The organism is Streptomyces sp. 1222.5, assembly GCF_900105245.1.
GTDB classification, from domain to species: domain Bacteria; phylum Actinomycetota; class Actinomycetes; order Streptomycetales; family Streptomycetaceae; genus Streptomyces; species Streptomyces albidocamelliae.
Genome location: NZ_FNSZ01000001.1, coordinates 7,069,695 through 7,091,907 on the forward strand (window position 1 = coordinate 7,069,695; position 22,213 = coordinate 7,091,907).

At 72.2% G+C, this 22,213-nt stretch carries 20 protein-coding genes; 13 read left to right on the top strand and 7 right to left on the bottom strand.

Features of this window, described 5'->3' with window-relative positions; all coding sequences use genetic code 11:
• Nucleotides 1–122 precede the first annotated feature (122 nt).
• Nucleotides 123–743: a uridine kinase family protein gene (locus BLW57_RS32085; RefSeq protein ID WP_093480989.1), complete on the bottom strand. Its 621-nt coding sequence runs from the start codon at nucleotides 741–743 to the stop codon at nucleotides 123–125.
• A 261-nt stretch (nucleotides 744–1,004) separates the two neighbouring features.
• On the opposite strand from BLW57_RS32085, the gene BLW57_RS32090 reads away from it, so the two are divergent.
• From BLW57_RS32090 to BLW57_RS32105, 5 genes are all read left to right on the top strand, one after another.
• Nucleotides 1,005–1,961 (top strand): hypothetical protein, encoded by a 957-nt coding sequence (locus BLW57_RS32090; RefSeq protein WP_176985797.1) that lies wholly within the window; start codon nucleotides 1,005–1,007, stop codon nucleotides 1,959–1,961.
• 43 nt (nucleotides 1,962–2,004) lie between these two features.
• A complete protein-coding gene (locus BLW57_RS32095; RefSeq protein WP_093479236.1) occupies nucleotides 2,005–3,546 on the top strand; it encodes an amino acid permease in 1,542 nt (513 codons plus the stop codon).
• Between the two features lie 335 nt (nucleotides 3,547–3,881).
• Nucleotides 3,882–5,249 (top strand): peptidase C39 family protein, encoded by a 1,368-nt coding sequence (locus BLW57_RS32100; protein ID WP_093479237.1) that lies wholly within the window; start codon nucleotides 3,882–3,884, stop codon nucleotides 5,247–5,249.
• 107 nt (nucleotides 5,250–5,356) lie between these two features.
• Nucleotides 5,357–5,497 carry an SCO1431 family membrane protein gene (locus BLW57_RS40650; protein ID WP_107423822.1) on the top strand — a complete coding sequence of 47 codons (141 nt, stop codon included), beginning with the start codon at nucleotides 5,357–5,359 and terminating at the stop codon, nucleotides 5,495–5,497.
• A 74-nt stretch (nucleotides 5,498–5,571) separates the two neighbouring features.
• Complete coding sequence (locus tag BLW57_RS32105; RefSeq protein WP_093479238.1) at nucleotides 5,572–6,231, top strand: TetR/AcrR family transcriptional regulator; 660 nt, start codon at nucleotides 5,572–5,574, stop codon at nucleotides 6,229–6,231.
• Between the two features lie 58 nt (nucleotides 6,232–6,289).
• Here BLW57_RS32105 and BLW57_RS32110 read toward each other — a convergent pair whose 3' ends face one another.
• A complete protein-coding gene (locus BLW57_RS32110) occupies nucleotides 6,290–7,528 on the bottom strand; it encodes a glycoside hydrolase family 18 protein (RefSeq protein ID WP_093479239.1) in 1,239 nt (412 codons plus the stop codon).
• Between the two features lie 329 nt (nucleotides 7,529–7,857).
• On the opposite strand from BLW57_RS32110, the gene BLW57_RS32115 reads away from it, so the two are divergent.
• The 3 genes from BLW57_RS32115 to BLW57_RS32130 all read left to right on the top strand — a co-directional run bounded on the left by BLW57_RS32115 (nucleotide 7,858) and on the right by BLW57_RS32130 (nucleotide 11,588).
• Nucleotides 7,858–9,030 (top strand): acyl-CoA dehydrogenase family protein, encoded by a 1,173-nt coding sequence (locus BLW57_RS32115; protein ID WP_093479240.1) that lies wholly within the window; start codon nucleotides 7,858–7,860, stop codon nucleotides 9,028–9,030.
• A 411-nt stretch (nucleotides 9,031–9,441) separates the two neighbouring features.
• Nucleotides 9,442–10,482, top strand: a complete 1,041-nt coding sequence (locus BLW57_RS32125; protein WP_093480991.1) for an Rv3169 family protein — start codon at nucleotides 9,442–9,444, stop codon at nucleotides 10,480–10,482.
• An 11-nt stretch (nucleotides 10,483–10,493) separates the two neighbouring features.
• Nucleotides 10,494–11,588, top strand: coding sequence for a phosphotransferase family protein (locus BLW57_RS32130; RefSeq protein ID WP_093479241.1), 1,095 nt, complete (start codon nucleotides 10,494–10,496; stop codon nucleotides 11,586–11,588).
• Nucleotides 11,589–11,609: 21 nt separating this feature from the next.
• On the opposite strand, the gene BLW57_RS32135 is transcribed toward BLW57_RS32130, so the two are convergent.
• Complete coding sequence (locus tag BLW57_RS32135) at nucleotides 11,610–12,044, bottom strand: hypothetical protein (protein WP_093479242.1); 435 nt, start codon at nucleotides 12,042–12,044, stop codon at nucleotides 11,610–11,612.
• A gap of 245 nt (nucleotides 12,045–12,289) precedes the next feature.
• Here BLW57_RS32135 and BLW57_RS32140 point away from each other — a divergent pair, with 245 nt between their 5' ends.
• The 4 genes from BLW57_RS32140 to fxsA all read left to right on the top strand — a co-directional run bounded on the left by BLW57_RS32140 (nucleotide 12,290) and on the right by fxsA (nucleotide 16,387).
• On the top strand, nucleotides 12,290–12,730 hold the full coding sequence (locus tag BLW57_RS32140) for an Lrp/AsnC family transcriptional regulator (protein ID WP_093479243.1): 441 nt from the start codon (nucleotides 12,290–12,292) through the stop codon (nucleotides 12,728–12,730).
• A gap of 91 nt (nucleotides 12,731–12,821) precedes the next feature.
• Entirely contained in the window at nucleotides 12,822–14,435 is a 1,614-nt protein-coding gene (locus tag BLW57_RS32145) for an amidohydrolase (RefSeq protein WP_093479244.1), read from the top strand.
• A gap of 535 nt (nucleotides 14,436–14,970) precedes the next feature.
• Nucleotides 14,971–15,765, top strand: coding sequence for a polyprenol monophosphomannose synthase (locus tag BLW57_RS32150; protein ID WP_073899290.1), 795 nt, complete (start codon nucleotides 14,971–14,973; stop codon nucleotides 15,763–15,765).
• Between the two features lie 70 nt (nucleotides 15,766–15,835).
• Nucleotides 15,836–16,387 (top strand): FxsA family membrane protein, encoded by a 552-nt coding sequence (gene fxsA, locus BLW57_RS32155; RefSeq protein WP_093479245.1) that lies wholly within the window; start codon nucleotides 15,836–15,838, stop codon nucleotides 16,385–16,387.
• A 103-nt stretch (nucleotides 16,388–16,490) separates the two neighbouring features.
• Here fxsA and BLW57_RS32160 read toward each other — a convergent pair whose 3' ends face one another.
• The 4 genes from BLW57_RS32160 to BLW57_RS32175 form a co-directional block, all read right to left on the bottom strand.
• Nucleotides 16,491–16,865, bottom strand: coding sequence for an RNA polymerase-binding protein RbpA (locus tag BLW57_RS32160; protein WP_009187548.1), 375 nt, complete (start codon nucleotides 16,863–16,865; stop codon nucleotides 16,491–16,493).
• 278 nt (nucleotides 16,866–17,143) lie between these two features.
• A complete protein-coding gene (locus tag BLW57_RS32165; RefSeq protein ID WP_093479246.1) occupies nucleotides 17,144–18,490 on the bottom strand; it encodes an MFS transporter in 1,347 nt (448 codons plus the stop codon).
• Nucleotides 18,491–18,552: 62 nt separating this feature from the next.
• Complete coding sequence (locus tag BLW57_RS32170; protein ID WP_093479247.1) at nucleotides 18,553–19,329, bottom strand: glycerophosphodiester phosphodiesterase family protein; 777 nt, start codon at nucleotides 19,327–19,329, stop codon at nucleotides 18,553–18,555.
• Nucleotides 19,326–19,979: a membrane protein YczE gene (locus tag BLW57_RS32175; protein WP_093480992.1), complete on the bottom strand. Its 654-nt coding sequence runs from the start codon at nucleotides 19,977–19,979 to the stop codon at nucleotides 19,326–19,328. Before BLW57_RS32175 ends, BLW57_RS32170 begins: the two co-directional genes overlap by 4 nt.
• Nucleotides 19,980–20,090: 111 nt before the next feature.
• On the opposite strand from BLW57_RS32175, the gene BLW57_RS32180 reads away from it, so the two are divergent.
• Entirely contained in the window at nucleotides 20,091–21,599 is a 1,509-nt protein-coding gene (locus tag BLW57_RS32180; RefSeq protein ID WP_093479248.1) for an SCO1417 family PLP biosynthesis transcription factor, read from the top strand.
• Nucleotides 21,600–22,213: the final 614 nt, after the last annotated feature.

The window sequence follows — 22,213 nt, forward strand, 5'->3', positions numbered from 1 at the left end:
GGCTTCGCGTCTGAGGGGCGGCTCCTTATGGCCGCACATCCAGAACGTAAGTCCTGTACGGGCTGCGGGTCAAGCGAAGTTGAGGCACTCGGGGAAGTTGGGCCACGGGGGTTTTCACACCTTCACCACATCGCCGGTGGTTCCTCACTCTGGGTAGCGAGGTGGTCCGGTCCGGGCGACGACCCGGGCCCCGGGAGTACCTCGTACCCCTCCGCTTTCTGCAGTACCAGCAGATCGGCATGGGGGCGTGAGGGGTCGGTGGCGAAGTGCGCCTGCTCCGCCCGGATCCACCCGTCCCAGAACTCCCGCTGCTCCGCCCCGTCGCGCGAGCGGCCCCGCGCCCAGGACTCCTCCGGCGGCAGCTCCATCCACAGCAGCCGCGCCAGATACGGCCGCAGTGCCCGACGGCCGGCCCCGACGCCCTCGATCAGCACCACGGGCGCCGCCGGCAGCGGCCGCGGCGCGCCGAACGTGCGGGTGCGCCAGTCGTACGGGGTGCAGGACGCGCTCTCACCACGGGCGAGCGGGTGGATCACCTGGGTCATGAGCCGGTCGGTCCACGCGAAGAGCTGATCGTGGCTCGCGATGTCGTCGAGGCGGAGCACCGGTGCCCCGCCGAGCGCGGCCGCCAGCCGGCCGGCGAAGGTCGACTTCCCGGAGCCGGCGTGCCCGTCGACGCCGATCAGCCGGACCGGCCCCAGGGAGGGGGGAAGCCCGCGCAGCCGGGCGGCGAGGTCGTGAATGGTGATTCCCGAGGTGTGGTGCCGTGTGGGGGTTTTACGGAAACAGTGTAGTGACGGCGCCCGCGACGCCCGGACCACCCACGGGATCGGGCCAAAGGACGTCGCAATTTGAACCATCGGCTGGCGGCCAGTCAATGTTCTCGATAAACAATCCGAATCCTCTGACCGATATGTCGAATTCGGCGTTCCGGGTGCGCCCGCCGCTGAGTAAGGTGCCTTCTGCGCAACTGCGACGCGTCGAACGGGGACGGACGGGTGGAGATGGCCGCGGAGTTATTCGAGGGGCAGTATGTGTGGCACCCGGCGGCCGACGACCGTGTCCTGGCAAGCGTTTGCGTCGATGTGCGCGCCGGACGATACCGGCACGCGCACGAGGCGCTCGCCGAGACGCGTTCCGACTTCGCCCTGCGTGCCCACCGCTCACTCGTCCTCGCCTCCGAGGCGGCCGGCACCGACCTGGTCGAGCGCTGGCTGGACGAGGAGCCGTCGCCCGAGGCGGCGCTCATGTGGGCCCGGGTCGCGGTGCAGCGCGCCCTGCGGGCCGCCGACCAGCGGGACGACCGTGCGCAGGCGCTGGAGCGGATCGCGCTGACGGCCTGCGACCGGGCCGCCGCTGCGGCCCCCCGGGACCCCACCCCCTGGGTCGCCAAGCTGGCCATGGCCCGGCTGCACCGGCTGCGCGACCCCGCCCCGCAGGGGCTGCTCACCGCGCCGCCCGGCCCCTGGCGGCTGTTCGCGCACGTCCTGTCCCTGGACCCCTGGCACCGCGAGGCCCACCACCGCTTTCTGTCCTGTTTCTTCACGCGGCACGGCGGTTCGGTCAACGCCGCCTGGGACGTCGCCGCCTTCCTCAGCCAGCGGGCGCCCGCCGACTCCGTCCTCCGGCTGCTGCCCCTGGTGGCCCTGGTGGAGAGCTACAACCCGACCCAGCTGCTCGCCGACCGGGTCTGGGAACAGCCCCAGTGGCGCTCCACCGCGCTCGCGATCTACCACAACTGGCTGCCGGCGGTCGCCGGTTACCGCTTCACCCCGGTGCTCGACCTGGCCTACCTCGCGCACGCGCTGGTCATGGCCCAGCGCGAGTTCGAGGCCCGGGCCGTGTTCGCGGCGATGGGTCCGTACGCCTCGCGCATGCCCTGGAGTGCCTTCGGTGACCCCGTCGAGCAGCTTTCCCGGGCCCGGCGCACCTGCGGACTGCCCGTGCCCGGACCGGCCTGACCCCGCACGTCCCCCACCTTCCCCCGGAGAGAAAGGCCGATCTGTGTCGGAACGGACATCGACGCCGCGGACCGAGGCTCGCGCGGGCGACGCCCCGGTCGTGCTCGACGACGACGCGACGCTGCACGCGATGGGTTATCCGCGGAAACTCACGCGGCGCTTCAAGGCGTTCGACAATTTCGCGATCTCCTTCACCATCATCAATATCCTCTCGGGTATTTTCTCGTCCTTCGGATTCGGTATGAATGCGGGCGGCCCCCGCATTCTCGTGTTCGGCTGGATAGGCGTGTCCATCATGGTGCTGCTCATCGGTGCGGCCATGGCGGAAGTCGCCTCCGCCTATCCGACGAGCGGGGCGCTGTATTTCTCGGCCGGTAAACTCGCCAAGCGGCACAAGGGCGCCTGGTCGTGGTTCACCGGCTGGCTGAACTTCGTGGGCCAGATCGGCGGCACCGCCGCCACCGGCTATGCGGCGGCCACCTTCATCCAGGCGTTCGTGCAGCTGCAGTGGCCCTCCTACCAGCCGACCGTGCACCAGACGGTGCTGATCACGGCCCTGGTCATCGTGCTCCAGGGGCTCGCCAACACCTACACCGTCCAGCTCGTCGCCGTACTCAACCGGATTTCCGTGTGGTGGCTGCTGATCGGACTCGTCGTGATCGTGGGCGCACTCGTAGTGATGCCTGATCAGCATCAGTCGGCGTCCTTCGTGACGCATTTCGAGAACAACACCGGCTTCACGAACGGGCTTTACGGCGGCATGCTCGGCCTGCTGGTCACCAGCTGGACCTTCACCGGGTTCGACGGCAGCTTCCACATGTCCGAGGAAACGGTCGGCGCGACGGTCAACGCCCCGAAGGGGATCACCCGGGCCATCGGCTATTCGGCGATCACCGGACTGATCCTGATGCTCGCACTGGTCTACAGCATCGGGGACTACGCCAAGGTGGCCGGTTCCGGTACGCCGCCCGTCCAGATCCTCATCGACGGGCTCGGTCTGGGTGCCGCCAAGGTCATGCTCCTCATCGTCATCGGCGCGATGCTCTTCTGCGGCCTGGCCAACCTCACCAGCAACACCCGGCAGATCTTCGCCTTCTCGCGGGACGGCGCCATGCCGGGCTCCCGCTGGTGGCACTCGGTCTCGCTGCGCACCCGTACGCCGGTGAAGGCGGTGTGGCTCGCGGTGGGCTGCTCGTTGGTCCTGGTGGTGCCCGGCTGGTGGTCGCACACGGCGTTCACCGCGATCGTCAGCGTCAACGTGGTCGGTCTCTTCCTCGCCTACGCCGTGCCGATCTTCCTGCGGCTCAGGCTGGGCGACGCGTTCCGGCCCGGGCCCTGGCACCTGGGCCGCTGGGGCCGGCCGATCGGCTGGCTCGCGGTGATCTGGATCCTGCTGAGCAGCGCGCTGTTCATGCTGCCGCAGGCGTCGCCGATCACCGTCGACTCCTTCAACTACGCGCCGATCGCCCTCGCCGTCGTCCTGCTCGTGGCCACGGTGTGGTGGTTCGCCACGGCCCGCCGCCGCTTCCAGGGCCCGGTCAGCTACGGCCGCCCGGACGAGGTGGCCGCCATGGACCTGGTCTGACCTGCCCCCCTGATCCGGCGGCCGACCCCACCACCCCCCTCGCCCGATCGGCTCGGCCCGGTCGCCCCGAATCCTCGATCACCCCGGCCCCGGCGCGCGGCAACCCGCACGCGCCGGGGCCTTCGTGCACCTGGCGGGAATCTCCCCCAGGCCGCTCCGCCACCGTTTGGGAGATCGACCCCACCCCCGAGAAAGCCCTTTCAGTGGCGCAGACCAATATTCATCGCGCCGCATGTGCGGAAGTGCTGGCAGGGGCATGCCGCCTGATCCATAGTTGGCGCACACACCGTGCACCGGACCAGCCCCGACTCGCACCCCTGGGGGTCAAAGCGCCCATGAGCAGAGCCGAACAGCCGTCCCGCAGAACCCTCCTGGCCGTCGCCGTCGCCGCCGCGGTGACCGGCGCGACGGCCACCACCGCCAGCGCACAGCCGACCGCCGCCCGGACCCGGGCCTCGGGCCCGACGCCGGCCCGCCCGATCGACTACCACGCCTGGACCACCCACCACGAGTGGCGTTCCGGGACATCCGAGGGCACCCGGGCCGTCCCGGGCGCCCGCCCGGGCGTCGTGATCGCCGTCCCCGTCGGCCGCAGCGACTACACCGACCCGCACACCGGCACCACCGCCACCTGGGAGTACGCCACCTGGACCTCAGGCGTGCACCGGCTCACCGTCCCGGCCACCGAGGTCGTCGCCTCCTGGAACGCCCACACCCCGGACGGCACCTGGATCCAGGTCGAGCTGCGGGGCACGTACTCGGACGGCACCGACACCCCCTGGTACGTGATGGGCCGGTGGGCGGCCGGCGACCAGGACATCAAGCGGACCTCCGTGGACGACCAGACGGACGGCAGAAGCACCATCTGGACGGACACCTTCTCCATCGACGACGCGAGCACCGGTCTGCGGCTGACGTCGTACCGGCTGCGGCTCGCCCTCTACCGCAAGCCCGGCACGCGTCTGACCCCCACGGTGTGGCGGCTCGGGGCCATGGGCTCCGACATCCCCGACCGTTTCACGGTCCCGGCCTCCACCCCGGGCCTCGCCCAGGAACTGGCCGTACCGCGCTACTCGCAGGAGATCCACAAGGGGCAGTACCCGCAGTACGACAACGGCGGTGAGGCCTGGTGCAGCCCCACCTCGTCGCAGATGATCATCGAGTACTGGGGCGGCCGGCTCACACCCGAGCAGCTGTCCTGGGTGGACCCGTCCTACGCCGACCCGCAGGTCGACCACGCGGCCCGCTTCACCTACGACCACCAGTACGAGGGCTGCGGCAACTGGCCCTTCAACGCCGCCTACGCGGCCACCTTCCACGGCCTGCAGGGCGTGGTCACCCGGCTCGCCTCGCTGACCGACCTGGAGACCCTGGTCGCCGCCGGCATCCCGGCCATAACGTCCCAGTCCTTCCTCAAGACCGAGCTGACCGGCGCCGGCTACGGCACCTCCGGGCACCTGATGACGGTCATCGGCTTCACCGCGGACGGCGACGTGATCGCCAACGACCCGGCCTCGCCGGGCGACGACGCGGTACGGCGGGTCTACCTGCGCCGGGAGTTCGAGAACATCTGGCTGCGTACCAAGCGGTACAACGCCTCCGGCGGTGTGTCCTCGGGCACGGGCGGGGTCTGCTACCTCTACTTCCCCGCGCACCCGAGCCCCCGCCAGCGCAAGGCGCTCGCCGCGGTGGGAGTGCGCTGACCCGGCCCGTGTGAGCAACGTCTCCGCCGCGAACGCCGTCGCGGGTGGCAAGGTGGACAAATGGGTGGGGGGACTCCACTCCGTACGTCCGACCTCTGTGAGAAACCATGACCGCACACCCCGCCACCGCCACCCGCGTCCGCACCGGCGGCCCCCAGGAGGACGGCCCGAAGATCCTCGAGCACGTCATGGGCTGGGTCCTCGTCGTGGTGGTCGCGATGCTCGTGACCCGGCTCGGGCTGCTCTGACCCGGCCCCTCACCCGGCCGGCATGTTCTGACATACTGCGGCTGTCCCACCGACCTACCGGACCAGGGTCGAAAGTGAATATGCCTCAGCAGCGTGCCGCCGCCCGTCCCCGGGTGAGCGGCACCGAGCGATCCACGGCGCGCCGTGCCGAACTCATCGCCATCGGACGGAAGTTGTTCGCGGATACGTCCTACGACGCGCTCTCCATGGACGACATAGCCCGCCAGGCCCATGTCGCCAAGGGGCTGATCTACTACTACTTCCGGTCCAAGCGCGGCTACTACCTGGCCATCATCCAGGACTCCGTGGCCGACCTCGTCTCCTTCGCGGCGAGCGGCACCGAGCTGCCCGCCAAGGACCGGGTCCAGCGCACGGTCGACAGCTATCTGCGCTACGCCGAGCACCATCAGGCCGCCTACCGCACCATCGTCAGCGGGGGCGTCGGCTTCGACGCCGAGGTGCACGCCGTCCGGAACGGGGTGCGCGAGGCGATCGTCGCCACCATCGCGGAGGGGGCGTACGGCCGCACCGACATCGCCCCGCTGGCCCGGATGGGCCTGCTCGCCTGGGTGTGCAGTGTGGAGGGCGCCACCCTCGACTGGATCGCGCGGCCCGAACTGTCCCGCGACGCCATGCGCGAACTGCTGGTGAGGACGCTCGGGGGAGCCCTGCGCGCCATCGAGGAACTCGACCCGGCCCACCCGGCCCCGTCGGCGGCCCGCCGGGACGTCTGACGCGCACGAGGGAGCGGAGGCTCGTGGTCCTCCGCTCCCTCGCCCCCCGTGGGCCGGGTCAGTGGATGGCCCTGATCAGCTCACCGTTGGCGGTGTCGCCGCTCAGCTCCCAGAAGAAGGTGCCGCCGAGGCCCTGCTGGTCCTTGTACGCCATCTTGGTGCCGATGGTCGCCGGGGTGTCGTAGCTCCACCAGTTGCTGCCGCACTTGGCGTAGGCCGTGCCGCCCACCGTGCCGGTCGCCGGGCACTTCGTCCTGAGCACCTTGTAGTCGTCGATGCCCTGTTCGTACGTGCCCGCCGCCGGACCGGTCGCGGTACCGCCGGGGGCCGCCTGGGTGACCCCGGTCCAGCCGCGCCCGTAGAAGCCGATGCCGAGCAGCAGCTTGGCGGCCGGGATGCCGAGCCCCCTGAGCTTGGAGATGGTCGCGGAGGTGTGGAAGTTCGCCTTGGGGATGCCCGCGTACGAGTTCAGCGGAGAGTGCGGGGCGGTCGGGCCCGTGGCGTCCCAGGCGCCGAAGTAGTCGTACGTCATCGGGTTGTACCAGTCGACGTAACGCGCGGCGCCCGCGTAGTCCGCCGCGTCGATCTTGCCGCCGCCGGTGGCGTCGGCCGTGATCGCCGCGGTGACCAGACTGCCGGAGCCGAACTTCGACCGCAGCGCGGCCATCACGTTCTTGAAGGCCTCCCGTCCGCTGGTGTCGCAGGTGTTCCCGCAGGCGTTCGGGTACTCCCAGTCGATGTCGATGCCGTCGAAGACACCCGCCCACTTGGAGTTCTTGACCAGGTCGTAGCAGGACTGGGCGAAGGCGGCCGGGTTCTTCGCGGCCTCCCCGAAGCCGCCGGACCAGGTCCAGCCGCCGAAGGACCACAGGACCTTCAGCCCGGGGTGCTTCTTCTTCAGCTCGAGCAGCTGGTGGAAGTTGCCGCGCAGCGGCTGGTCCCAGGTGTCGGCGACGCCGTCGACGGACTCGGCGGCGGTGTAGGCGCGGTCGGTCGCCGCGTAGGAGTCGCCGAGCGCGCACTTGCCGCCGGTGACGTTGCCGAACGCGTAGTTGATGTGGGTCAGCCGGGCCGCGGAGCCCGAGGTCTCGATGTTCTTGACGTAGTACTTGCGGTCGTAGGTGCCCCATTCGGTGAAGTAGCCGACGACCTTGGAGCCGGCCTTCGCCTGGGGCGCCGCCGGAGCGGCCGCGGTCGCGGTACCCGCGCCGGCGAGCAGCCCGGCGCCGAGGACGGTGGCACACGCGGCGGCGACGAGCGCCCGGAACCGGGCGCGGGGACGGTGGGGAGTGTGCATCGGTGTGTCTCCTCGTGGGGGGAGGGGAACGCGCGCCGATTGGCATGAACGCGGTAAAGCGTTGGTCCTGCACAGTAGGAGGACTAGACCACTAGGTCAATGGTTCGGACCAATTCGGGGCTGTCGGAAATTCGCCGCCGGATATCCGAAGTAAGCGGTCGTTAACTGGTGACGCGAGCACGCCGATCGGGCATACTCACAGCGCAGCCGCTGGTCAGCAGCTTCCGAGACCCGGAGGCGGGCGCCTTCGGCAACCCGAACGATCAGGCGGAGCCGCCCCCACCCACGGGCCGTACCGCTGGTGCCCGAACAGGGAGGAGACCGACGCCATGTCCGACCGCGACCCGCAGCCGGTGGAGCGTCAACTGCCGACGGAAGAGTCGAGGGATCTGCTCGCACTCGTCCGGGAGATCGCCCAGCGCGAGATCGCGCCGAAGGCGGCCGAGGAGGAGGACGCGGGACGCTTCCCGCGCGACGTCTTCACCCTGCTCTCCGAGTCCGGCCTGCTCGGCCTGCCGTACGACTCGGAGTACGGCGGCGGCGACCAGCCCTACGAGGTGTACCTCCAGGTCCTGGAGGAGCTGGCCTCGGCCCGCCTCACCGTCGGTCTCGGCGTCAGCGTGCACACCCTCGCCTGTCACGCGCTCGCCGGCTACGGCACCAAGCAGCAGCAGGTCGAGCACCTGCCCGCCATGCTCGGCGGCGGCCTGCTCGGCGCGTACTGCCTCTCCGAGCCCGCTTCGGGCTCGGACGCGGCCTCCCTGCGCACGAAGGCCGTCCGGGACGGCGACGGATGGGTGATCGACGGCACGAAGGCCTGGATCACGCACGGCGGCATCGCCGACTTCTACACGGTGCTGGCGCGCACGGGCGAGGACGGCCCGCGCGGGATCACCGCCTTCCTCGTGCCCGGTGACGCACCGGGGCTGAGCGGCGCGCTCCCCGAGAAGAAGATGGGCATGAAGGGCTCACCGACCGCCCAGGTCCACCTCGACGGCGTCCGGGTCCCCGACGGCCGGCGCATCGGCGAGGAGGGCCAGGGCTTCGCCATCGCCCTGGCCGCCCTCGACTCCGGCCGGCTGGGCATCGCGGCCTGCGCCATCGGCCTCGCCCAGGCCGCGCTCGACGAGGCGGTCGCCTACGCCACCGAGCGCCGGCAGTTCGGCCGGCCCATCGCCGACTTCCAGGGCCTGCGCTTCATGATCGCCGACATGGCGACCCAGATCGAGGCCGGCCGCGCCCTCTACCTCGCCGCGGCCCGGCTGCGCGACGCGGGCAGGCCCTTCGCCAAGCAGGCCGCCATGGCCAAGCTGCACTGCACCGACACGGCGATGAAGGTCACCACGGACGCCGTGCAGATACTCGGCGGCTACGGCTACACCGCCGACTTCCCGGCCGAGCGCTACATGCGCGAGGCCAAGGTGCTGCAGATCGTCGAGGGCACCAACCAGATCCAGCGGATGGTCATCGCCCGTCACGTGGCGGGACCCGAGGCTCGCTGAACTGACCCCGCAGGACCGTGGGGGCCGCCAGCCTGACCCACTCCGGGTCGTGGCGGCCCGGCAGGGTCCGGCCCCCGTCGGCCCAGACCCGCAGGAGATCGCGGTAGATGGGCGGGTCCTGCGGGGGAGGCGGCGGCGGAACCGATTCCGCCGGGCGAGGCACGAAGATGCGGCGCGGACGCCCGGTGACCGTGTGCAAAGGGGTCATGCCCCAAGAACGTGGCGCGGGCGCCGCGAGTTACCCCCCGGCCGAATCGCGCGTGCGTTCACCGCCGACGCCCGCTCCCTCCTCTGGCCGTCTCCGGTCATCTGACGTACCGTCAGCGGACTGTCTCCAGGGGGGTGTCCGTGGCCGACGACGACCGACCCGTACCGCTCGACGAGTACCCCGTGCACCAGGTGCCGCTGTCCATGAAGCACGTGGCGACCGGGGACCGCAACGCCTACGACCGCTGCATCTTCCACGTCCTCGACCACACGGGCCGCGCCCTGCTCATCCTCGGCCTCGGTGTCTACCCCAACCTGGGGGTGATCGACGCCTACGCCACCCTCCGCACCGGGGACGTCCTGCACGCCGTCCGTGCCTCGGACGCCCTCGGCGAGGACCGGACGCGCCTCGCCGTCGGGCCGCTGCGCATCGAGGTCCAGGAACCGCTGCGCCGCCTGCACCTGGTCTGCGAGGACGAGCCGCTCGCCTTCGACCTCACCTGGACGGCCGCCTTCCCGGCCCTGTGGGAGCCGCACCACCTCCAGCGCCGGGGCGACCGGCTCACCCTGGAGGGCCGGCGCTTCGTCCAGGCCGGGAAGGTCGCGGGCGTCATCCGGGCGGCCGGCGAGGAGCTCGACGTCTCCGCCGACGGCTGGACCGGCACCCGGGACCGCAGCTGGGGTGTGCGCCCGATACCGGGCGAGGAGGGCGGACGGCTCGTCGAGGACCACCCCGCCGAGGGCTTCCACTGGATCTGGTGCCCGGCCGCCTTCGAGGACCGCTTCCTGATGGTCGTCACCCAGGAGGACGCCGACGGCCACCGCTCCCTCAGCGACGCCACCCTCGTCCGCCCCGGCCGGCGCGACCGCCAGCTCGGCTGGCCGTACAGCGAGATCGGCTACCGCCCGGGCACCCGCCACCCCGAGCACGCCGTCGTCCACCTCGGCGACCCGCGCGAACCGCGGACCCTGGAGGTGGAGATCCTCACCTCCTCCCCGCTCGCGATCGGCGCGGGCTACCCGCCCGCCGGCGACTGGCAGCACGGGACCTGGCAGGGCCGGGGCTGGACCGACCGCCGTACCTACGACCTGACGTCGCCCGACCCCCTCGCCGCCTACGGCGTCACCGACCACTCCGCCCGATTCCGGCTCGACGGGCGGACCGGATACGGGATCTTCGAACACGGCACCTTCGGCCGGCACGACCCGAGCGGCTTCACCGGATTCGACTCGGTCGCCCCCTGAAGGAGGACGAGATGGCCACCGCACCACGTCCCCGCACCACCACCCGCGACCCCGGCGACCTGGCCCGGCGCCTGACCGCCTGGCTCGGCACCCGACTGCCCGGCGCCGAGGCCACCGGCGTGACCGTTCCGGCCTCCAACGGCATGTCCAGCGAGACCCTGCTGTTCGACATCGACCACCCGCGAACCCCGCTGCGGGCCTGCGCGTTGCGCCTCGCCGCGGACCCGGCGGCCTACACGGTGTTCCCGGAGTACGACATGGCCCGCCAGTACCGCACCCTGCGCCTGGTGGCCGAGCACACGGACGTGCCCGTGCCCAGGACGCTCTGGCTCGAGGACGATCCGGGCCCGCTCGGAGCACCGTTCTTCGTCATGGCGCGGGCCGAGGGACGCGTGCCGCCGGACGTCATGCCGTACACGTACGAGGGCAGTTGGCTGTACACGGCGACCGACGCCGAGCGCGAGCGGCTGGAGGCCGCGACCATCGGGCTGCTGGCCCGCCTGCACGACCAAGTGCCCGTCGGCGAGGCCCGGTTCCTCACCCTGCCCGGCGAGGGCGACGCACTGCGCCGGCACGTGACCGCCCAACGCGCCTACTACGCGTGGGTGATCGACGGCCTGGCCCGCTCACCCCTCATCGAGGCCGCCTTCGACCGGCTGGAGCAGCTGTGGCCCCGCGACCCCGGTGACCCCGTGCTGAACTGGGGCGACGCGCGCATCGGCAACATCGTCTACGACGGTTTCGACCCCGTCGCCGTACTGGACTGGGAGATGGCGGCGCTCGCCCCGCGCGAGGTGGACCTCGGCTGGACGATCTACCTGCACCGCTTCTTCCACGATCTGACGACCGGCTCCGGGCAACGGGGGCTGCCCGGCCTCCTGCGCCGCGACCGCGTCGAGGCCCGCTACGCCCGGCTGACCGGCCACACCCCCCGGGACATGGACTTCTACACCCTCTACGCCGCACTGCGGCACGCGATCGTCATGCTGCGCATCGCCTACCGGCAGGCGTACTTCGGGGAGGTCGACGTCCCGGCGGACCCGGACGCACTGATCCTGCACCACGACAGTCTGCGCGCCATGGTGCAGGGCAGTTACCGGTACTGAGCCGGGCCTCCGGCAGGAGCCTCAGGCAGCCTGGCGGCGCATCTCCGCCACCCGCATCGGGCGCGAGCCGGGACCGCCGACGTGCGAGAAGGGCTGCGTCCGCCAGTCCAGGCCCTGGGGGAGCGTCAGCAGCAGGGCGGTGTCCTGCTCCTGCGGCGTGAAGTCCTCGTCCGCGGGGCGTGCCTCGGCCGCCGCACGGCCCGTGCCCGCGCAGACCGTGAGCCCGAACGGGTTCCACGGCGAGGCGCACAGCGCGTGCTCCGGCAGGGCCTCCTCGTCCGCCAGCAGCGCGATCGGCTGCGCGCAGTCCGGGCAGATCACCCGGTACATCTCGAAGGTGTCGTACGTGTCGAGTTCCTCGTCGAGGGCGTCGGGTTCGACGCCCTCCGGCTCGGGCTCGACGACCGGCTGCTGCCGCTTGGGCGTGGAGCGACCAGGGCGGTTGACACTCTGCATGGGATTCTCCCCCTAAGGCTGGGCCGTGAAGGCACTGCGGCCTCGACCACACCAAGCACTTCCCGTCAGCCCTCGGCGGTAATCACGAGAACATCACAGAGCCGGTTCCAGCCATGTGGTGTTCGTCACATGCCGTGCGCGGGTGCCCGGAGGGGGGACCGGCGCGGTGCTTTTTGTATCGAACCGGCCATGACCTGCGCTCTCGGCTATCCGAGGAGATCAAGCGCACGGTAGGTTTTGGCGCCATGGAGGAGCTGGACCGTCAGATCGTGCAGCTGCTCGTCAAGGACGGGCGGATGAGCTACACAGACCTGGGCAAGGCCACGGGCCTGTCCACGTCGGCCGTGCACCAGCGCGTGCGCCGGCTCGAACAGCGTGGAGTCATCCGCGGCTATGCCGCGGTGGTCGACCCGGAGGCCGTGGGGCTGCCGCTCACCGCGTTCATCTCGGTGAAACCCTTCGACCCCAGCGCCCCCGACGACATCGCGGAACGCCTGGCCGGCGTCCCCGAGATCGAGGCCTGCCACAGCGTCGCCGGCGACGAGAACTACATCCTCAAGGTGCGCGTGGCCACCCCGCACGAGCTGGAGGAGATGCTGGCCCGGCTGCGCTCCCTGGCCGGGGTCTCCACCCGAACGACGGTGGTCCTGTCGACGCCGTACGAGGCCAGGCCGCCGAAGATCTGAACCCGGGACGCCGCGTAACCCGGCGTCCCGCCCCTCCCGGCGCGCCGCCCCGGTGCCCGCGGCGCCCCGCGCACGCGAGAGACTGTCGGACATGAGTGAGCAGTCCGCCGAGCCCAAGACCGTCCTGCTGCGCCGCGGGGAGGTGCACAGCCCCGCCGACCCCTTCGCGACCGCGATGGTGGTGGAGCGCGGCCAGGTCTCCTGGGTCGGTTCCGAGGGCGCCGCCGACGCCTTCGCCGACGGGGTGGACGAGGTGGTCGACCTCGACGGCGCCCTGGTGACGCCGGCCTTCACCGACGCCCATGTGCACACCACCGCCACGGGCCTGGCGCTGACCGGCCTCGACCTGTCCACGGCCCCGTCCCTGGACGCGGCCCTCGCCCTGGTCCGGGAGTTCGCCGCCGCCCGCCCCGGCGACCGGGTGCTGCTGGGCCACGGCTGGGACGCCGCCCGCTGGCCCGGCGGCCGGCCGCCGACGCGTGCGGAGCTCGACGAGGCCACCGGTGGCCGCCCGCTGTACCTCTCCCGCATCGACGTGCACTCGGCGGTCGTCACCACCGCCCTGCTGGCCTTGGTGTCCGGCGACGTCCCGCGCGAGGACGCCCCGCTCACCGCGGACGCCCACCACACCGTGCGCGAGGCCGCCCTCGCCGCCATCACCCCCGCCCAGCGCGCCGAGGCCCAGCGCACCGCCCTGGCCCACGCGGCCTCCCTCGGCATCGGCTCGGTGCACGAGTGCGGCGGCCCGCAGATCTCCTCCGCGGACGACTTCACCGCCCTGCTGCGGCTCGCCGGCGAGATCCCCGGGCCCCGCGTCGTCGGCTACTGGGCCGAGCAGGGCGACGAGGGCGTGACCCGGGCGCGCGAGCTCGGAGCCACGGGTGCGGCCGGGGACCTCTTCGCCGACGGCGCCCTCGGCTCGCACACCGCCTGCCTGCACGAGCCGTACGCCGACGCCGGCCACAGCGGCACCGCCTACCTGGACGCCGACGCCGTCGCCGCCCATGTCGTCGCCTGCACCGAGGCGGGTCTCCAGGCCGGCTTCCACGCCATCGGCGACGCCGCCGTCACCGCAGTCGTCGAGGGCCTGCGCGCCGCCGCCGACAAGGTCGGCCTCGCCCGCGTCCGGGCCGCCCGCCACCGCGTCGAGCACGCCGAGATGCTCACGCCAGGGACCGTCGCCGCCTTCGCCGAGCTGGGTCTGATCGCCTCCGTCCAGCCCGCCTTCGACGCCCTGTGGGGCGGCGAGGACGGCATGTACGCCCGGCGCCTCGGCGCCGAGCGGGCCCGCACCCTCAACCCCTACGCGGCCCTGCTGCGGGCCGGTGTGCCCCTCGCCTTCGGCTCCGACAGCCCTGTCACCCCGCTCGACCCGTGGGGCACGGTCCGTGCCGCGGCCTTCCACCACACGCCCGAGCACCGCATCTCCGTCCGCGCCGCCTTCACCGCGCACACGCGCGGCGGCTGGCGGGCCGTGGGACGGGACGACGCGGGGGTCCTGGTACCCGGTGCGCCCGCCGACTACGCCGTCTGGCGCACCGGCGAACTGGTCGTGCAGGCACCCGACGACCGGGTCGCCCGCTGGTCGACGGACCCCCGCTCCGGCACCCCCGGCCTGCCCGACCTCACCCCGGGCCGTGAGCTGCCGGTCTGCCTGCGGACCGTGGTGGGCGGGCGGACGGTGTTCGTACGGCCGGGCGAGTGATCTACCGGGGTGGCGCGGCGGCGGCCGATCCCGGCCGCCGCGTCGCCCGACCTGCGCATCCTCCGCCCGCACTGCGGGGAAGCCGCTGTCCGCGCAGGTCAGGGGAGTGTTGACAGTCGGCGGCCGGGGGCCGGTAGGTTCGGCCGAGTCCACCACCGGACGCCCGACCGGGGAGTGTTCACGCAACTCGTCGCAGCGCCGCTGGGTCAGGGACGGTGTGCCGCACCGGGCACCGCCACTGGGAGCCAGGCTCAGCGCCCGCGCCGACGGGGGAACGTTCCAGCCGGTCGGCCAGGTGTGACCCGGGTGGGGCCCGGGCGCTCAGTAGACAACGGCTTTCGGTCGATCCGCAGCCAGCGGGTCCCAGGTCGGCCCGAAGGGCGCCGGGCCCCCACCGTCGCGGTACGCGCGTGCCGTAACCGGCCTTCTTACCCCGCTTTTGTGCAATCGACACCGCCGGGGGACCGCGTCGGCGCGTCATGCCAGGCCGCGGCCACTATGGTGGATCCCTGCGTACGACATTGAAGGGGCAGCAGTGAACGACGGCGACGGGACCCTCGCGGCCAAGGCCCAGGGGCGACAGTTCGGTCCGCTCGGCCTGGCCTTGGTGATCATTCCGACCTACAACGAGGCGGAGAACATCAAGACCATCGTCGGCCGGGTGCGCAAGGCCGTCCCCGAGGCGCACGTACTCATCGCGGACGACAACAGCCCCGACGGCACGGGCAAGCTCGCCGACGAACTCGCCGCCGACGACGCCCACGTGCAGGTGCTGCACCGCAAGGGCAAGGAAGGCCTGGGCGCCGCCTACCTCGCGGGCTTCCGCTGGGGCATGGAGCACGGCTACGGCGTGCTGGTGGAGATGGACGCCGACGGCTCCCACCAGCCCGAGGAACTGCCCCGCCTGCTCACCGCCCTCAAGGGTGCCGACCTCGTCCTCGGCTCGCGCTGGGTGCCCGGCGGCCGGGTGGTGAACTGGCCCAAGTCGCGCGAGTTCATCTCCCGCGGCGGCAGCCTCTACTCCCGCCTCGCCCTGGACCTGCCGCTGCGCGACATCACCGGCGGCTACCGCGCCTTCCGCCGAGAGACCCTGGAGGGCCTGGGCCTCGGCGAGGTCGCCTCACAGGGCTACTGCTTCCAGGTCGACCTGGCGCGGCGCGCGGTCAAGGCCGGCTACCACGTCGTCGAGGTGCCGATCACCTTCGTCGAGCGCGAGCTGGGCGACTCCAAGATGAGCAAGAACATCGTCGTCGAGGCGCTGTGGCGGGTCACCGCCTGGGGCGTGGGCGACCGCGTCGACAAGATCACCGGCAAGGGCAAGCAGGCCTAGTCCGCACCGCTTCGTTTTCCCCGGTCAGCCCCTTATCCCGCGCTGAGCCGCCGCCAGGCACACTGGGAGCATGACGACTGGCGCTCCCACCTCTCCGTACACCGCCCGCCCCCGGCGCTCCGGGCTGCGCAGGTACCTGCCGCTCGGTGTGGCCGCCTGGCTGGTGCTGGAGATCTGGCTGCTGACCCTGGTCGCGGGCGCGGCCGGGGGGCCCACCGTGTTCCTGCTCCTCGTGGCCGGCGTCGTGGCCGGCTCCGTGGTGATCAAGCGGGCGGGACGCCGCGCCTTCCAGAGCCTCAACGAGGCCCTTCAGCGAGGCGGATCACCCGAGCGCGGCGGTGGCAACGGCCTCATGATGCTCGGCGGCCTGCTGCTGATCATCCCGGGCCTGATCTCCGACGCTGCCGGGCTGCTGCTGCTGGTCCCGCCGGTGCAGAAGGCCGTGAGCCGCTACGCCGAGAGTGCCGTGGAGAAGAGGCTCCGCAAGGCCACACCCGGCAGCCTGGGCGACGCCTTCCAGCAGGCCCGCATGCACCGCCCCGACGGCAAGGTGGTGCAGGGCGAGGTCATCCGCGAGGACCGTCCGGAGGCGGGGGAGCAGCGGCCGCCGCTGACGCGCTGAGCCGGGCGGGCGGCGCGCCGGACCGCCCCTCGCGAGAGATCATGACGAAAAACCGCGGGCGCCGTACGTGATGTACGGCGCCCACGGTTCTGTCGTCTGCGTGTTACGCGGACTTGCGGCTGTCCCGAGGGTGAACCGCGATGTTCATCGCCCCCGAGCGCAGAACCGCCAGGCGCTCCTCGAGGACCTCTTCGAGCTCCTCACGGGTGCGCCGCTCCATCAGCATGTCCCAATGGGTACGCGCGGGCTTGGCCTTCTTCTCTTCAGGGCCGTCGCCGTCAACGAGGAGTGCTGGGGCCCCGCAGACCTTGCACTCCCACTCCGGCGGGATCTCCGCCTCGACCGAGAAGGGCATCTCGAAGCGGTGCCCCTTCTCGCATGCGTACTCCACGGCCTGGCGCGGAGCCAGGTCGATACCGCGGTCCGTCTCGTAGCTGGTCACTACGAGGCGCGTACCGCGAAGAGCTCGCTCACTCATGAATCGTGCCTCCCGGGCTTGTCGCCCACAGGACAGGTGTCGCTGTCGTCGTCATCCGGTCAACGTCCGGTCGGCGGTAAAGATTCCCGTTCCGTGTCCCGTTCCGGGTCACGCGTCGCCGTCGTAGCCGCCCCTTGTTCTACCCACAGGCGCCCGGTTTGTCACATCTGCTAGCAGATGTCACCCAGCGTTTCGGCATCTTTGACGCGCAGTAACGGTACGCCTGGCAGGCCAAACGCGTACACTACCGCCCTTTGGGTTTGAACGCTAAATCGAAGCTAGATCTTCTCCGGAACCGGGTTCCCCGCCGCGCCGATCGCACGCCGCACCGGGACCCGGGCGAGCAGGACGAACCCGATGACGAAGAAGGCCACGAGCGACACGATCGCCGAACGGTAGCTTCCGGTCAGCTGGTAGGTCAGGCCGAACAGCAGCGGCCCGAGCCAGCTCATCCCGCGGTCGCTCAGTTCGTACGCCGCGAAGTACTCGGCCTCCTTGCCCGGCGGCACCAGGTGGGAGAAGAGCGACCGGGACAGCGCCTGGCTGCCGCCGAGGACCAGTCCGATCCCGGAGGCCAGCACGAAGAACCACACCGGGGCCTTCGCGGGCAGGAAGTAGCCGGCGGCCAGGGTCGCCGTCCAGGCCACCAGCGAGCCGAGGATCGTCCGCCGGGCACCGTACGTCCGGGCCAGCCGTCCCATCGCCAGCGCCCCGGCCACGGCGAGGACCTGGACCAGGAGCACGGCCCCGATCAGCGTCGACTGCCCGAGGCCCAGCTCCTCGGAGCCGTAGACCGAGGCCTGGGTGATCACCGTCTGGATGCCGTCGTTGTAGACCAGATAGGCCAGCAGGAACGACAGCGTCAGCGGATGGCCGCGCATGTCGCGGACGGTGCCCAAGAGCTGCCGCAGCCCGGGGGCCGTCGCCCGCTCCGCGCGCGCGTGCCGGTCCCGGAGCCGGCGCAGCGGTACGAGGGTGAAGGCGCCCCACCACAGGCCTGCCGAGGCCAGGCAGACGCGGACCGCGGCCGTCTCGGACAGGCCGAAGGAGTCGTGCGCCGTGTACAGCACCAGGTTGGCGACGAGGACCAGGGACCCCGCCGCGTACCCGAAGGCCCAGCCGCGCGAGGAGACGGCGTCGCGTTCGTCGGGCGGGGCGATCTGCGGCAGGTAGGAGTTGTAGAGCATCATCGCGACGGACTGCGCCGCGTTGGCCACGACGAGCAGCACCCCGCCCAGCAGGTACCGGTCGCCGTCGAGGAAGAACATGCCGGTGGTCGCCGCCGCACCGGTGTAGGCCGCCGCCGCGAGCAGCGGCTTCTTACGGCCCGTGCGGTCGGCGGCACCGCCCACGAGCGGCATCACCACGACGGCCGCGATCACCGACAGGGACACCGAGTAGGCGAAGAAGGAGCCGGCTCGAACCGGGACGCCCAGCGGATGCACATAGCCGTCGGCGTCCGCGGCATGCTCGGCGACCGCGGTGAGGTACGGGCCGAGGAACACGGTGAGGACGCTCGTGGAGTAGACCGAGCACGCCCAGTCGTAGAAGTACCAGCCGCGCTGTTCGCGCTTCCGGCCGGCGGTCTCGTCCGCCGTGTGTGTGCGCACGGTCTCGGTGCCCACCCGTGCCCTCGCTTCCCCGCCGAAGTGCCGTGCGAAGGCGCGGCCCCGGCCGGTCCGGTCGCTCAGACCCAGACGCCGCGGTCCTCCATGACCTTGCGCAACGTGTCGATGTGATCGGTCATGATGCCATCAACGCCCAGCTCCAGGAGCCGGTGCATCCGCGCGGGTTCGTTGACCGTCCACACGTGCACCTGCAGCCCGCGCGCGTGGGCGGCGCGGACGAAGCGCTGGTCGACCACCGGGACTCCCGACTGGGCCTCGGGCACCTGTGCCGCGACGGCGGACCGGCGCACCGCGGCGGGCAGCCCCCAGGACCGCAGCCGCAGGCTGAGCACCCCCCGGGTGCCGAACGAGGTGGCCAGGCGCGGTCCGGCCAGCCGCTGGGCCCGCAGCACGCGTGCCTCGGAGAAGGAGCCCACGCAGACCCGGTCCCAGGCGTCGGTGCGCTCGATCAGGTCCAGCAGGGGCCGCAGGGCCGGCTCCGCCTTGATGTCGACGTTCCAGCGGACCTCGGGGAAGGTCTCCAGCAGTTCCTCGAACAGCGGCACCGGCTCCCGGCCGCCCACGCGCGCCTGCCGTACGTCGTCCCACCGCAGGTCCGCGATCCGGCCCGCGCCGTCGGTGACCCGGTCCAGGGTCGTGTCGTGGAAGGCGACGAGACGGCCGTCGGCCGTGGCGTGGACGTCGGTCTCCATGTACCGGTAGCCCGTCTCGAACGCGCGCCGGAACTGCGCCACGGTGTTCTCCAGCCCGTCGGCGGCCCCGCCGCGGTGGGCGAAGGCGATGGGCCCCGGATGGTCCAGGTAGGGGTGGCGTATGGGCGGTGTCGTGAGGGTCACCCCCGCAGTATCGCTCCCTCCGGTGTCGCGGCGGCAACGACCGTGCCGCGGTCCGGTGCCGGGGGGACGGCGAACATCCGCAGGAAGAACTGGGCCAGCGGACCGATGGAGACGGCGTACAGCACCGTGCCGATGCCGATGGTGCCGCCCAGCAGGAACCCGGTGACCACGACCGCGATCTCGACCCCCGTCCGCATCAGCCGGATCGAGCGGCCGGTACGCCGGTGCAGTCCCGTCATCAGCCCGTCGCGCGGGCCCGGCCCGAAGTCCGCCGCGATGTACAGACCGGTCGCCACGCCGTTCAGCACGATGCCCGCGAGCAGGAGCGGCACGCGTACGGCGAGCGTGCGTGCGTCCGGGAGGAGCGCGAGCGTGCCGTCCATGGCGAGGCCGACGACGAAGACGTTCGAGACCGTTCCGAGTCCGGGGCGCTGGCGCAGCGGGATCCACAGGAGCAGCACCGCCGCCCCCACCACGATCGACACCACGCCGATGGTCAGCCCGGTGAGCTCCGCGAGCCCCTGGTGCAGCACGTTCCAGGGCTCCAGGCCGAGCCCCGCCCGCACGAGCAGCGCGGAACTCGCGCCGTACAGCGCGAGTCCGGCGTAGAGCTGGATCGAACGGCGTCCGAGACGGCCGTGTCTCGACATGACGGACACGACATACCCCCCTGGGTGGTGGCGGTGGCCTGACGCATGACACTCTGTGGCGTGGGATGACTCGGCATCCATGGCCAATTCGGGGAAGGTGGACTGATCGTCATGGCGCAGTGGACCTCTGCGATGGGGGCCGCCCAGCTGGCACGGCTCCTCAACTCCCAGCAGGAGCGGCCCGCCGGCCCCGGCACCCGGCGCCCGCCCGCCTACCGTGCCCTGGCCGACGGCATCCGGCTGCTGGTGCTCGAAGGCCGCGTTCCGGTGGCCGCCCGCCTCCCCGCCGAGCGGGAACTCGCCCTCGCCCTCTCCGTGAGCCGGACCACCGTGGCGGCCGCCTACGAGGCGCTGCGCGCCGAGGGCTTCCTGGAGTCCCGGCGCGGAGCCGGGAGCTGGACCGCGGTGCCTGCGGGCAACCCGCTGCCCGCGCGGGGCCTGGAACCGCTGCCCCCCGAGGCCCTGGGCTCGGTGATCGACCTGGGCTGCGCCTCGCTCCCGGCGCCCGAACCGTGGCTCACCCGCGCGGTCCAGGGCGCCCTGGAGGAGCTGCCGCCGTACGCGCACACGCACGGCGACTATCCGGCCGGGCTGCCCGCCCTGCGCGCGATGATCGCCGAGCGCTACACGTCGCGCGGGATCCCCACGATGCCGGAACAGATCATGGTGACGACCGGTGCGATGGGCGCCATCGACGCGATCTGCCACCTCTTCGCCGGCCGCGGCGAGCGGATCGCCGTGGAGTCCCCGTCCTACGCCAACATCCTCCAGCTGATGCGGGAGGCGGGCGCCCGGCTCGTACCCGTCGCCATGGCCGAGGGGCTGACCGGCTGGGACCTGGACCGCTGGCGCCAGGTGCTGCGCGAGGCAGCGCCGCGCCTCGCCTACGTCGTCGCCGACTTCCACAACCCCACCGGCGCGCTCGCCGACGAGGACCAGCGGCGCCGGCTCGTGGACGCGGCCCGCTCGGCCGGCACGGTGCTCGTCGCCGACGAGACGATGTCCGAACTCTGGCTCGACGAGGAGTACCGGGACGGCGGCATGCCCCGCCCCGTGTGCGGCTTCGACCCGGCCGGTTCCACGGTGATCACCGTCGGCTCGGCCAGCAAGGCGTTCTGGGCGGGCATGCGGATCGGCTGGGTGCGCGCCGCTCCGGACGTCATCCGCAGCCTGGTCGCGGCGCGCGCGTACGCCGACCTGGGCACGCCCGTTCTGGAGCAGCTCGCCGTGAACTGGCTGTTCAGCACCGGCGGCTGGGAGCAGGCCGTGGACCTGCGGCGCGAGCAGGCCCGTGAGAACCGGGACGCGCTGGTGACCGCCGTACGCCGGGAACTGCCCGGCTGGGAGTTCGAGGTCCCGCGGGGCGGCCTGACCCTCTGGGTGCGCGCCGGCGGCCTCTCCGGCTCCCGGCTGGCGGAGATGGGGGAGCGCGTCGGCGTCCGTGTCCCGTCCGGCCCGCGTTTCGGCGTCGACGGCGCCTTCGAGGGCTATGTCCGGCTCCCGTTCACGGTCGGGGGAGCGGTGGCCGACGAGGCTGCGGCCCGGCTCGCGGCCGCGGCCCGGCTCGTGGAGTCCGGGGCGACGGGGAGCTCGGAGGCACCGCGCACGTTCGTGGCGTAGCCGGCACGGGGGCGTGCTCGCGGCCTGCGCGCGCTGTGTCCGCCCGCGTCACCCGCAGCGCCGCGGTGTCGTGTCGCTTGCTGTCTCGTGTCCGTCCCGCAGCGCCTTCGCCGCTGCGGAACCGGGGTGTGCCGCCGCCGTGCCCTTGCATCGTCGGGACGCCGTGCCTTCGCGCTGCCGCGCCTCGGGGGGTGTCGTGGCGCCGGGTTTCCCGTCCCGCGCCGCCGGGATGCTGTGCCGCCGTGCTGCCGTGCGGTGTCGCGCCTCGGCGTCGTCGCGCCGCTGTGGTGCCGCGCCTCCTGCCTCGCGCCTTCAGCGCCGCTGGGGTTGCTGGGGTGTGCCGCCGCCGTGCCCTTGCATCGGCGGGGTGCCGCGCCTTCGCGTTGCCGCGCCTCGGGGGGTGTCGTGGCTCCGGGTTTCCCTGTCCCGCCCCGCCGGGATGCTGTGCCGCCGTGCTGCCGTGCGGTATCGCGCCTCGGCGTCGTCGCGCCGCCGTGGTGCCGCGCCTCCTGCCTCGCGCCTTCAGCGCCGCTGGGGTTGCTGGGGTGTCCCGCCTCCGCGCCTGCGCATCGCCGGGACGCCGTGCCTTCGTGCCGCCGCGCCCAAGGGGTGTC

Coding starts and splice junctions, on each gene's coding strand:
- BLW57_RS32110 (WP_093479239.1), bottom strand. CDS start 7,528: ATGCACACTCCCCACCGTCCCCGCGCCCGGTTCCGGGCGCTCGTCGCC.
- BLW57_RS32130 (WP_093479241.1), top strand. CDS start 10,494: ATGGCCACCGCACCACGTCCCCGCACCACCACCCGCGACCCCGGCGAC.
- fxsA (WP_093479245.1), top strand. CDS start 15,836: ATGACGACTGGCGCTCCCACCTCTCCGTACACCGCCCGCCCCCGGCGC.
- BLW57_RS32115 (WP_093479240.1), top strand. CDS start 7,858: ATGTCCGACCGCGACCCGCAGCCGGTGGAGCGTCAACTGCCGACGGAA.
- BLW57_RS32125 (WP_093480991.1), top strand. CDS start 9,442: ATGAAGCACGTGGCGACCGGGGACCGCAACGCCTACGACCGCTGCATC.
- BLW57_RS32135 (WP_093479242.1), bottom strand. CDS start 12,044: ATGCAGAGTGTCAACCGCCCTGGTCGCTCCACGCCCAAGCGGCAGCAG.
- BLW57_RS32160 (WP_009187548.1), bottom strand. CDS start 16,865: ATGAGTGAGCGAGCTCTTCGCGGTACGCGCCTCGTAGTGACCAGCTAC.
- BLW57_RS32175 (WP_093480992.1), bottom strand. CDS start 19,979: ATGTCGAGACACGGCCGTCTCGGACGCCGTTCGATCCAGCTCTACGCC.
- BLW57_RS40650 (WP_107423822.1), top strand. CDS start 5,357: ATGACCGCACACCCCGCCACCGCCACCCGCGTCCGCACCGGCGGCCCC.
- BLW57_RS32140 (WP_093479243.1), top strand. CDS start 12,290: ATGGAGGAGCTGGACCGTCAGATCGTGCAGCTGCTCGTCAAGGACGGG.
- BLW57_RS32100 (WP_093479237.1), top strand. CDS start 3,882: ATGAGCAGAGCCGAACAGCCGTCCCGCAGAACCCTCCTGGCCGTCGCC.
- BLW57_RS32090 (WP_176985797.1), top strand. CDS start 1,005: ATGGCCGCGGAGTTATTCGAGGGGCAGTATGTGTGGCACCCGGCGGCC.
- BLW57_RS32180 (WP_093479248.1), top strand. CDS start 20,091: ATGGCGCAGTGGACCTCTGCGATGGGGGCCGCCCAGCTGGCACGGCTC.
- BLW57_RS32145 (WP_093479244.1), top strand. CDS start 12,822: ATGAGTGAGCAGTCCGCCGAGCCCAAGACCGTCCTGCTGCGCCGCGGG.